Genomic DNA, 11,569 nt, shown 5'->3' with positions numbered 1-11,569 from the left:
CAGAACTTTTCTGCTGTGAGCAATAAGGGAAAAGCAGTTGATACATTTAGACAGAGTTGCCCGCGAAATCAGAACGGTAGGTCTTTACGACCTTGTACTGCAGGACGTTCAGAAGATCGCAGGCAAAAACAGGGTCAGCGAAACAGAGATCCTTGATATTCTCGGAACACACCCCCAACTCCTTCAGGATTATATGCAGACCAATGTCGAATACAATTTAAGCAATATTCACCTCAGAGATATAGAGACCGGTGATTTAAAAGATGAGTGCATGAACACGGCAGACAAGATCAATACCAATCTGGCACAACTCAGAGAGCTGGAAAAATACACCCTTGATTTTGAACAAAGCGCCATACTTGTGATCATCTTTTCAATCGAATTCTTTGTACTCTTTTCCGTACAGTACTTCATCGTACTGCTAAATCTTAAAGCCTGGCAGGGGCTGATCTACGGCATATTCGCTTCTTCTGTTGCCGTGGCGTACTGGTACGGGAAGAAAGAACAGAAAAAATTCGCCAGAAACAAAGCGATCTATGAAAAAATGTATGAAGAGACCCTGGAGATGCTCTCCCGCCTGGAAAAAGAAGGATGTATCCGAAAGTCCGATCTTCTCATAGAGGAGTGTGACGAACATGTCTGAACCGATACACATACGCTATACCTGGAACAGGGAAAATGTCAAAAAACTGTTTGAATCTTCCTACAAATACCAGTTTGAGCACTCTGCCAAACGCTATATCGGATGGCTGTTTATCGCTATATTGCAGTTTGGTGTGGTAGCCGCACTCAAAAAAGGCGATTTTTCTCTTCTGTTGTTCTCTTCTATCGTACTTGTATACTGGTATTACGGTAAAAAGATCATTGCCAGAAAACGGGCCGAAAGCGCTTTTGAAACATCTTCTTTCAGAGACAAAACGATCTTTATTGATGTCAGTGATGAGGGCTTTGAGATCAAAGGAAAAGAAGGGCGCGTACAGTGGCCCTGGGACGAGATCGATGAAATCATTGTACTGGATAATGCCATGATGCTTTACAAATATCCCTATTTTCACTATATTCCCGACAGTGGTTTTCATTCTATTGAAGATAAAAGCCGGTTTAAAAAAATGGCAAAAGCACACCGCAAAATGGCAGAATAGCAAATGGCATATTTGTATATTGGACTGGTGATCGCTTTTGTGATAGGACTGCTTGTTGTCGGCTTTGTGATGGATGATGACAATAATCACTGATACTTCTTGCGTTAAATCAACTTTTAAGCATTAAAAAACTGTTATTATCTTATGATTCTATCACATGAATGAAGGATAAAAAGATGACAAAAAGCATCATAGTATTTTTAACCGTCCTGGCGCTCTCTTCTTCTGCATATGCACAGAGCGGTAAAAAAGTTTTTGAAACATACTGCTGGGGATGCCATCACCAGACTGCCGTGGCTTTCGGGCCGCCGTTTGCAGAAATTGCTTCCAAAAGGAATGCCGAAGAGATCCAGGCAATGATCGCCGACCCCGCAGCGGTTTCCAAAATATTCGGATACAAACGCAATGCAATGCCTCCCTTCAAACTGACTCCCGAAGAACTCAAAGCGATCACAGCGTATATTTTGTCCTACAAACCTAGCCACAAAGAGAGCAAATAATGTTTAGACTATCCAACCTGCTGAAGTCTGTTACCGAAGAGAAACCTGCACGGGTGCTTGACGGCAGTATTGCCATCTGGAACTTTACCAACCGATGCAATCTCTCCTGTCTGCACTGCTATTCCAAGGCGGATCTTGATGCCGTAGATACTTTGACCACCGGGAATATTATGGAGACGCTGCCAAAACTGAAAGCCAATGGCGTCAAATTTCTTATTTTTTCCGGGGGTGAGCCTCTGACGAGAAAAGACTTGTTTGACATTGCCGCACGCTGTAAAGAACTGGGTATCGTGACTTATTTGTCGACAAACGGGCTGTATGTCAAACAGAGCAATGCAGAAAAAATCCTCGATACATTCGATTATGTGGGTATCAGTATTGACGGTTCGCCGGAGGTACATGACACTTTCAGAGGACTTAAAGGTTCTTTTGTCGAATCGATGAAAGCGGTCGATCTGCTCAATTCCTTTGGCAAGACCAAAGTGGGTATCCGGTTCACCATTACCAAAGATACCTATGATGACCTGCCGTTCATTTTTGAACTTGCCGAACAGCACAATATTCCCAAAGTGTATATTTCGCACCTGGTTTACAGCGGACGTGGACTCGAAAACCTCGAAATGGACCTCAGTAAAGAGCAGCGTATCACAGCAGTCAATTATATTTTGGACAAAGCGTTTGAATACCACGAAAGCGGCAGAGATATTGAAATTGTGACAGGCAACATGGAAATGGATGCGATTCTGTTTTACGACAGGTTCGCCCAAAAATATCCGCAGTATGCAGATGAGATGAAACAAAGGCTGATCGCATGGGGAGGCAATTCTGCGGGACGAAAGCTGCTGAATATCGACTCTGAAGGTTTTGTAAAACCTGATCCTTTCTTCCCTCTGAAGATCGGCAATATCCTCACGCAGGATTTCTCGGATATCTGGACGAACGAACCGACGGAACTGCTGCAAAAACTGCGTATCCACCCCAGGGAGCTTGGCGGGAAATGTGCTGAATGCCGCTATATCGATATTTGCAACGGTGGCTCACGAAGCCGTGCCTACGCAATATACGGAGACATGTGGGCGGAAGACCCGTCGTGCTATTTGACTGAAGAACAGACAGCAGTTGACAATTGACGAAGGATGAAGATGAAAAATAAACAGGCAGGGTGCGTCATCACGCACCGAAAAGGATGAAGATGGGTAAAGTCTATTTAACGGGAGCAGGTCCGGGCGATATTGAATTATTGACTGTCAAAGCGCTTCGTGTGGTGAAAGAAGCGGATGTGATCATTTATGACAGACTGGCCAATCCTGAAATTCTCAAAGAGGCAAAAAACGGATGTGAATTCATTTATGTGGGGAAAGAAGATTCCCATCATACGCTTCCCCAGGAAGAGATCAACGAAGCGATCTATCAGGCGGCGCTCAAGTATGAAAATGTCGTACGCTTGAAGGGCGGAGACCCTTTTGTATTCGGACGCGGCGGTGAAGAGGGAATATATCTGCGGGAAAGGAACATCAGGTTCGAGTTCATTCCGGGAGTGACATCGGCGATCGCTGTACCGGAATATGCCGGCATCCCGGTCACACACCGCGGTATTACGGTTTCGTTCAGGGTAGTGACGGGACATGAGTCAAAAAACAAAGATCAGTCACAGATCCCCTGGGAAAATTACAAAAGTGACGATACGATCATCTTTCTTATGGGACTGCACCGGCTCAAAGTGATCTGCAGAAAACTCATCGGTATCGGAAAACCCAAAGAATATCCTGTGGCAGTCATCAGCAAGGGAACGACAGCAGAGGCGAAAACGGTGGTCGGAACACTGGAAGACATTTATGAAAAAGCCAAAGACCTTCCTACCCCGGCACTCATAGTCGTAGGCGAGGTCGTCAAACTGCGTGAACAGCTCAGCTGGTTCGAAAAGGCATAGGCGGGCATTTTTTCTACAGTATATTTTTTATATGGGACAAATTTTATCTTTTTACAGTATAGTAGCCTCTAAGTGAAACGAAAGAGGTACATAATATGTATAAACTTGAAGAGATAGAGATGTTTGCATCCCTGTCTGAGTCTAACCTCAAAGAGCTCTATGATCAGACACATATGAAACAATACTCCAAAGACAGTATTGTTTTTTATGAAGGGGATGAAAGCAAGTATCTGCATATTTTATTGGACGGGAGTATCAAACTCTACAAAACGACACCCAAAGGAACGCAAATACAGATAAACCGTCTGAGTGCTCCTGCAATGATCGGTGAATATGCCTGTTTTGAAAACCAGCCTTTTCCTGCAACCTGTGAATTCCTTACCGATGGCACGATGGGGCTTTTACCCTTTGACTTTGTCTACAAACACTTGAACAATCCGGCTTTTTCCCTTGAGATCATCAAATCGCTTACCGGGAAAGTGGCACTGCTTTCTGCTTTGGTACATAAAGAGACCGTACTCTCCTCAGAAGCAAAAGTGGCTGATCTGATGATGCAGAAGCTTCCGCTTTTTCACAGACTGAAAAACAATGAGATCGCTTCGATGCTCAACCTGACCCCTGAAACCTTTTCGCGTATTTTGACCAAGTTTAAAAAAGAGGGAATCATCAGCGTGAAAGACCAGAAGGTCATTGTTGAACATGAGGAAGCACTCTATACTATCGTTGAAACCAATACGATCAAAGATTGTACGAACTGTATTGCACATTTTAAAGAGCAGATAGGGTATAAAGAGTAGAACAGAGGTTGACTGTTTTGGTGTTATCGGGGGAGATAACATCGCTAACCTTTTGTGTTTTCGCAGGGTGCGTGACTACGCACCCTGCGCGGGAATGCCTATTTCCTTTCCGTTGTATCGGTTTTTTGTAGGTTTGGTCTCACCAAACGTCAAATCCCGGTTTGAATGCTTGATGATTGAATATTGAGATATAGATTTGGATTTTCTTTTGACGTTTGGCATGGCCAAACCTACGAATCCAATATAAATATTAGATCACACGCTTTCTTCCCACTCCCTGAACGCATCGTCAAAATAGACCAGACGCTGTTTTTTGAATTCTACCGTTGAATAGAGTTTTCCGTACTCGCTCAGGCCGCTCTCTTTGGCCATTTCTTCTATGAGGGTGTCGCACTCTTCCTGTGTTTTGGCATGAACCATGGCGAAGAGGTTGTAGGGCCAGTCGGGGTAGGAGGGGCGGAGGTAGCAATGGCTGACGGCCGAGAATTCCGCCATTTGCCGGCCGATCTCCTCTCCTTTCTCCTCTGGTACGGACCAGACGGACATGGCGTTGGCGCCGAAACCGGCTTTTCTGTGGTTGAGAATGGTGGCGAAACGGCGCATGACACCACTCTCTTTCAGCTCGTTGGCGATCCCGAAGAACTCGTCATAGCTCAAATCCAGTTTTTCCGTTGCCTCTTTGTAGGGTTCGGAAGTGACGGCAATATCTTTTTGCAGTTCTTTGATGACGGCGATGTGCCGGGGTGTCAGTTCAATGGCTTTGTGTGCCGTTTTTTTGACCTTTTCTTTCTTGGCGCGTTTCCCCGTGGTGTCCATCTTGACTGAGATCTTGAACATCTTCAGCGTCGGCAGAATGATGGCATCGTCCGCCCCTGTCTGCTCTTTGAGGATCTCGATGGTCTTCTCCAGCCCCAGTGTGCTGTCGGGTGCGACGGCCATGGTGAACCAGATATTGTAGTCATGGTTCCTGAGGTAATTGTGGCTGACCCCGGGGTGGGCATTGATGGTCTGTGCGGCTTCATCTATTTTTTCTTCAGCGACTTTGAAAGCAACCAGTGATGACTTGTATCCGAGACGCTTGGTATCGAAAATAGCGGAAGTCTGGCGGATGATTTTTTCATCTTTGAGTCTCTGTACAGTGGAAAGCACTTCTTCTTCAGTCGTATTCATGGCAGCTGCGATCTCTTTAAAAGGCTGCTGTGTCATGGGAAAAGCATTTTGCATTTGGTATAGTAATTCGTCTTGCATAGGGGTTAAAATCTCCGGATATAGATATAGTGAGTATTAGTGTAGCAAAGATTGATACATATCAAAGCAAATGTGCTAAACTTCTGTTAAATTATGATACACAATTGACGTAAAGGAACACAATGTCTTACTTCCCCATGTTCATGGATATGCAGGATCTCAAAGTTCTGGTCGTAGGCGGCGGTACTATCGCTGTCGAAAAACTTGAAAAACTGCTGGATTTTACCAAAGAGATCACTCTGATCGCATCCGAGGTCAGTACAGAGGCGAGCATTCTTATAAAGGACCACTGCCTGACATTTTACCCGCGGGCATATAAAGAAGGGGATATTCAGGGTTTTGATATTGTCATTGTAGCGACCGATACGGTAGATCTGCATAAAGCGGTCTACGAAGAGTCTCGAGGCAGCAGAATACTGGTGAATTCCGTGGACAATACGGACTATTGTGATTTTATTTTCCCTTCCTATGTGAAGAAGGATGATCTGACCATCGCTTTCTCGACAGGGGGAGCTTCACCGGCATTCGCCAAATATATCCGCCGTCATTTTGAGAGGATCATTCCCGATTCTGTCGGTGACTTTCTTAAAAAGATGAAAGCGTTGCGCAAGACGATGCCCAAGGGCAAAGAACGCATGAAGTATTTTGATACACTGGCGGAAGAATACTTCAAAAAGAATTTTAAATGATTTTGACATTATTTGACATAATCTTGATATAAATCAAGATTATTTTAAACATAAGTCATTACAATGACAAAAACCAAATAGGAGTAATTATGTCTGAATTAAACAAACAATCCATAGAAGTACCCGGTGCAACAGTACCTTTCTTTACTTATACCATAGGTGAAACACAGTATTTTGAATTCGATACTTCCAAATGCGGACCGCCTGAACCGATGGTCAATGCCATGGCAGGACTTAAAATGATAGATGGTCCCAACAAAAAAGTAGTGATGATCAATCATAAAAAACCAATGGGACTGCTTGACAAGATCGGTGAGAATTACGATATAGCAACAGAAAAAATGGACGATGGGCGTGTAAAACTGATCTTTTCGTATAAATCGGGAGAGAGTGAAAACGCAGACCTCAATGATGCTGCTTGTCACGGGTAGGTTAGATGAAAGCTATTTCCAGTGATTTTGCGCCGCCGTTAAAGCTGATATCTCCCTTTTTCAGTGCCGGTGTGATCTTTTATCTGCTCTCGATGTTGGCACTGCTCTTTTTTGAGCCGACATTCTCTTATGCACAAATGAATGTAGCAGGGTGGATCCATCTTTTTCTGCTGGGTTTCGTGATGATGATCATTTTTGGTGCCATGGCGCAGCTTATTCCCGTAGTGCTTGAAGCGGGGCACGCGGTTGTGGATGTCTATTATGTTATTTTTCCTCTGCTGCTGGTCGGTGCTTCGCTGATGGTGGCGGGCTTCTGGCTTATGCCGGGTATTCTTCCCTACGGAGGGTTGCTGGTACTCGTTGCCATGATCATTTTTGCAGTGGAGAATGTAGCTACGCTCAGGAAAACAACCATTCGTACACTGACGATCAAGACAGTTGCCTGGAGCAACGGCTATCTGCTGCTGGGTATTCTTACCGGCTTTGCCATTGCACTGGGCCTGAGCGGAGACCTTGGCATCAATGTGCCACTGATGCTCAAAGCCCATGTTTATGCCGTACTTGGGGGCTATGTTGTGCTGACGATCATCGGCTTGTCGCTGATCCTCATACCTATGTTCTCACTGGCACACGGTTTTGAAGAAACAGCGATAAACAGGGCATTCAAGCTGGTCATTACCGGTGTCGGTATTGTTTTCGCAGGGGCGCTCTTTGCTCAGGAGTGGCTCATGTATATTGGCTATGCTCTCAATATGCTGGGTGTTTTTTTCTATATCTGGCAAATTTATATCATTGCCAGACTGACCGTACGAAAAGAGATGGATATCTGGGCGAAGTCAATGATCTTCGCTTTTGGTACACTGATAGTTTCCATTGTGCTCGGGCTGGTCTATTTTATGAGCGGAAAAGAGAGCATCCTGCATGCATCAGTATGGTTTATTCTGCTGGGTTTCATTGCTTCTATGATCACAGGGCATCTTTACAAGATCGTGCCGTTCCTGGTCTGGTTTGAACGTTTTGCCCCTCTGGTAGGAAAAGAAAAAGTACCTATGCTGCATGAAATGTATTCCAAAGAGGGAGCATCCATGATGTTCTGGTTTACGGCTTCAGGTGTGGTACTGGGAGGACTTGGATTGCTTTTTGAAAGTGACATGCTTTTTAAAGGCGGAGCAAGTTTCCTCTTTGCCGGAGCGATTTTTCTCTTCATAACTATGAGAAAAATGCTGGCATACGGAAAATAATGCGTAGGTCGGGGTGTCTCACCCCAACCTACAGGTAGTTAATAATATAGAAGGGTCTGATGATTTGTAATTTGTTGCAGGACAATGAATGATAAATCACTTGATTCCCTCAAGAAACAAAGGAAAAAGATATGTGCAGTATTACAAAAGAAGTGGTTTTTGATGCGATCTCTACAGTCATCGACCCTGAAGTGGGATTCAACCTGGTAGAAATGGGACTTATTTATGATGCGATCATTGATGAGAATTGCAACGTACATGTCATCATGACCCTTTCTACGCAGGGATGTCCCCTGCATCAAATGATCACTACCTGGGTAAAAGAAGCGGTAGAACGCATAGAAGATGTGGGTGAAGTTGAGGTTGAAGTTGTCTGGGAACCGGCATGGAATATTTCAATGGCACACGACAATGTCAAACAGGCCCTGGGCGGGATGTAGACATGATTAGCCGCATGAAAAGAGGAGTCTTTTTCTCCTGTTTTCATCAATATATTTTACACTTATTTCAAACTCCATCTTTATAATTTATCTAAGATAGTTTTACTCCCAATTAAATCGTTACTTATGTGTCAGATTTATCACATTATTTACTTCTCTTGATATAAATCATCTTTTTTCGCAACGATGCTGTGATAAACTATATACGTAGTTGTGCGTGAAAGCTCTCTTAATATTTCGGCAATCCGGGATATTGAGAGGGTTTTTGACGCAGAACCAAAAATCAATTTACGGAGGAAGTAATATGGCTTTGAATAGAAGAGAATTTCTAAAAAGTGCAGCGGCAGCATCTGCGGCCAGCGCTGTTGGAATCGCTGTTCCGTCCAGTCTTGAAGCTGCAGCGACAGATGCGCAGAAGGATTGGAGATGGGATAAGGCAGCATGTCGTTTCTGTGGTACAGGATGCGGGATCATGCTTGCAACCAAAGAAGGTAGAATCGTAGCGGTCAAGGGTGACCCGGCAGCGCCTGTCAACAGGGGTCTTAACTGTATTAAGGGGTATTTTAATGCAAAGATCATGTATGGTGCTGACAGACTGAAAACACCGCTTCTCAGAATGAATGACAAAGGTGAGTTTGACAAACACGGCAAATTCAGACCTGTTTCATGGAAACGTGCGTTTGATGAAATGGAAAAATATGCCAAAAAAGCATTGAAAGAAAAAGGTCCGGAGGGTGTAGCGGTATTTGCTTCGGGTCAATATACGATCATGGAAGGATATGCAGCCCAGAAAATGATGAAAGGCGGATTCAGATCCAACGCGATCGATCCGAACGCACGTCACTGTATGGCATCAGCGGTTGTCGGGTTCTACCAAACCTTCGGTATGGATGAGCCTTCAGGATGTTATGACGATATCGAAATCACAGATACTATCGTAGCATGGGGATCAAACATGGCAGAAATGCACCCGATCCTCTGGTCACGGGTTACGGACAGAAAACTTTCCAACCCGGACAAAGTAAAAGTAGTCAATATCCAAACGTATACACACCGAAGCTGTGATCTTAGTGACTTCAATATTATTTTCTCTCCGAACACAGACCTCGCTCTGTGGAACTATCTTGCCAGAGAGATCGTCTACCGCGATAAAAAAGGTGGCGGAACAGAAGATATTATTGATTGGGATTTTGTCAATAAGCATATGGTTTTTGCTGTTGGACCGGTCAATATCGGTTATGGTATGAGGCGAGCGGGTGAAAAATCACTTACACCTGTAAGAGCTGACGGCAGTGCCGGAAAATACAGTGCGCTTGAAATGCAGACCATCAATAAAGAAATGGCGAAAAAAATCTCTGCAAAAGAAGCTCCTGCATTGGCACCGTACGGTAAAAAAGAGGGTGAAGTGATGAAAAACACTGCCGGTACCCTCAAACACTGGGAGATCTCATTTGAGGATTATAAGAAATCACTTGAACCCTATACCCTTGACTATGTAGCCAAGATCTGCAAAGGTGATCCGAACGAATCACTTGAAAGCTTTAAGAAAAAGCTTCAAATGCTGGCAGACCTCTACCTTGAAAAAGACAGAAAGGTTGTTTCCTTCTGGACGATGGGTATGAACCAGCATACCAGAGGATCATGGGATAATACACTCTCTTACAATGTACACTTCATGCTGAACAAACAGGCGAAACCGGGTTCTGGAGCTTTCTCTCTGACAGGTCAGCCTTCAGCGTGCGGTACAGCAAGAGAAGTAGGTACTTTCTGTCACAGACTGCCTGCGGATATGATGGTGAAAAACCCTAAACACAGAGCGCATGCAGAAAAAACATGGCATGTTCCTCCAGGAACACTTAACCCTGTAGGAAACCAGCATATTATGAAGATCCACAGAGATATCGAAGACGGTGTCGTCAAGTTCGCATGGGTCAACGTCTGTAATGCCTACCAGGATTCCGCTTCTGCAAAGCACTGGATCAAAGCAGCGCGTGAGATGGACAACTTTATCGTTACTTCTGACGGATATCCGGGTATTTCTGCAATGGTTTCCGACCTTGTACTTCCTTCAGCAATGATCTATGAGAAGTGGGGTGCGTACGGAAATGCCGAAAGACGTACACAGCACTGGAGACAGCAGGTACTGCCGGTTGGTCATGCAATGTCAGATACCTGGCAGTGGGTGGAGTTCTCAAAAAGATTTACCGTCAAAGATCTGTGGGGACCATATACACTCAGAAACGGAAAGAAACTGCCTGATGTCCGCAAAGATGCCAAAAAACTCGGTTACAATGACAATACAACGATGTATGAGATCCTTTATGCCAATGCGAGAGCGAAGAAGAAATATCCGATCGACCTCAATAAATTCCCGCAAAAAGGGTATGATAACTCTGAATGTCTCGGGGACAGCAGAAATGTGGTCGGTTCAGACGGAAAAGTATTCAAAGGGTATGGCTTCATGATCCACCAGTATCTCTGGGAAGAATATGCAAGCTTCGGTAGAGGACACGGGCACGACCTGGCACCGTTCGTAGTGTATCAGAGAGTAAGAGGGCTCAAATGGCCGGTGGTTGACGGCAAAGAGACGCAGTGGCGTTATAATGTCAAGTACGATCCGTATGCGGCAAAAGCAAATCCGGGTGGTGATTTTGCCTTCTACGGCCCATTGGCGAAAGCGTTGCCAAAAGGTGACCTTATGGGTATTAAGAACAAAAAGAAAAAACCGCTGCCTAATAAAGCGAAGATCTTTGCAAGACCATATATGGATCCGCCGGAAATGCCGGATGAAACGTATGACACATGGTTATGTACCGGACGTGTACTTGAGCACTGGCACTCTGGTACGATGACGATGAGAGTCCCTGAACTCTACCGTGCGGTTCCTGAAGCACTTTGCTACATGAATCCAAAGGATGCCAAAGCAAAAGGTCTCAAAAGAGGTGAGCTTGCCTGGGTTGAATCAAGAAGAGGTAAAGTGAAAGCAAGAGTTGAGACTCGTGGACGTAACAGACCGCCTCAAGGGCTGGTATTTGTACCGTGGTTCGATGAAAAAGTCTTTATCAACAAAGTATGTCTGGATGCAACATGTCCAATGTCCAAACAGACAGACTACAAAAAATGTGCAGTTAAAATCACAAAGGCGTAATTA

12 protein-coding genes are annotated in these 11,569 nt (G+C 44.6%); 11 read left to right on the top strand and 1 reads right to left on the bottom strand.

Annotated features, from left to right (window positions below; genetic code table 11):
- Positions 1-37: 37 nt before the first annotated feature.
- From F8L24_RS04745 to F8L24_RS04720, 6 genes are all read left to right on the top strand, one after another.
- Entirely contained in the window at positions 38-643 is a 606-nt protein-coding gene (locus tag F8L24_RS04745) for a hypothetical protein (RefSeq protein ID WP_294952464.1), read from the top strand.
- Positions 636-1,142, top strand: coding sequence for a YcxB family protein (locus F8L24_RS04740; RefSeq protein WP_294952462.1), 507 nt, complete (start codon positions 636-638; stop codon positions 1,140-1,142). The genes F8L24_RS04745 and F8L24_RS04740 overlap by 8 nt, the downstream gene beginning before the upstream one ends.
- A gap of 176 nt (positions 1,143-1,318) precedes the next feature.
- A complete protein-coding gene (locus F8L24_RS04735; RefSeq protein ID WP_294952460.1) occupies positions 1,319-1,642 on the top strand; it encodes a cytochrome c in 324 nt (107 codons plus the stop codon).
- Positions 1,642-2,772, top strand: a complete 1,131-nt coding sequence (locus F8L24_RS04730) for a radical SAM protein (RefSeq protein WP_294952458.1) — start codon at positions 1,642-1,644, stop codon at positions 2,770-2,772. The genes F8L24_RS04735 and F8L24_RS04730 overlap by 1 nt, the downstream gene beginning before the upstream one ends.
- Before the next feature lie 62 nt (positions 2,773-2,834).
- Positions 2,835-3,572, top strand: coding sequence for a uroporphyrinogen-III C-methyltransferase (cobA, locus tag F8L24_RS04725; protein ID WP_294952455.1), 738 nt, complete (start codon positions 2,835-2,837; stop codon positions 3,570-3,572).
- 95 nt (positions 3,573-3,667) lie between these two features.
- Entirely contained in the window at positions 3,668-4,369 is a 702-nt protein-coding gene (locus F8L24_RS04720) for a Crp/Fnr family transcriptional regulator (protein ID WP_294952453.1), read from the top strand.
- A gap of 255 nt (positions 4,370-4,624) precedes the next feature.
- On the opposite strand, the gene F8L24_RS04715 is transcribed toward F8L24_RS04720, so the two are convergent.
- The gene (locus F8L24_RS04715) at positions 4,625-5,617 is read right to left on the bottom strand and encodes an Lrp/AsnC family transcriptional regulator (RefSeq protein ID WP_294952451.1); all 993 of its coding nucleotides are present in this window, start codon (positions 5,615-5,617) and stop codon (positions 4,625-4,627) included.
- Positions 5,618-5,739: 122 nt separating this feature from the next.
- Between F8L24_RS04715 and F8L24_RS04710 the strand changes: the two genes are divergently transcribed.
- From F8L24_RS04710 to napA, 5 genes are all read left to right on the top strand, one after another.
- Positions 5,740-6,306 carry a bifunctional precorrin-2 dehydrogenase/sirohydrochlorin ferrochelatase gene (locus F8L24_RS04710; protein WP_294952448.1) on the top strand — a complete coding sequence of 189 codons (567 nt, stop codon included), beginning with the start codon at positions 5,740-5,742 and terminating at the stop codon, positions 6,304-6,306.
- A gap of 89 nt (positions 6,307-6,395) precedes the next feature.
- Positions 6,396-6,737, top strand: a complete 342-nt coding sequence (locus F8L24_RS04705) for a hypothetical protein (protein ID WP_294952446.1) — start codon at positions 6,396-6,398, stop codon at positions 6,735-6,737.
- Positions 6,738-6,742: 5 nt separating this feature from the next.
- Positions 6,743-7,978 (top strand): hypothetical protein, encoded by a 1,236-nt coding sequence (locus tag F8L24_RS04700; RefSeq protein WP_294952442.1) that lies wholly within the window; start codon positions 6,743-6,745, stop codon positions 7,976-7,978.
- Between the two features lie 131 nt (positions 7,979-8,109).
- Positions 8,110-8,418, top strand: coding sequence for a metal-sulfur cluster assembly factor (locus tag F8L24_RS04695; protein ID WP_294952440.1), 309 nt, complete (start codon positions 8,110-8,112; stop codon positions 8,416-8,418).
- A gap of 304 nt (positions 8,419-8,722) precedes the next feature.
- Positions 8,723-11,566, top strand: a complete 2,844-nt coding sequence (gene napA / locus F8L24_RS04690; RefSeq protein WP_294952437.1) for a nitrate reductase catalytic subunit NapA — start codon at positions 8,723-8,725, stop codon at positions 11,564-11,566.
- The last annotated feature ends 3 nt before the right edge of the window (positions 11,567-11,569 follow it).

The sequence above is a fragment of the Sulfurovum sp. genome (assembly GCF_015493435.1).
Taxonomy (GTDB): domain Bacteria; phylum Campylobacterota; class Campylobacteria; order Campylobacterales; family Sulfurovaceae; genus Sulfurovum.
The sequence above is the reverse complement of the archived record's forward strand: the minus strand, read 5'-3'. Positions and strand labels throughout refer to the sequence as shown.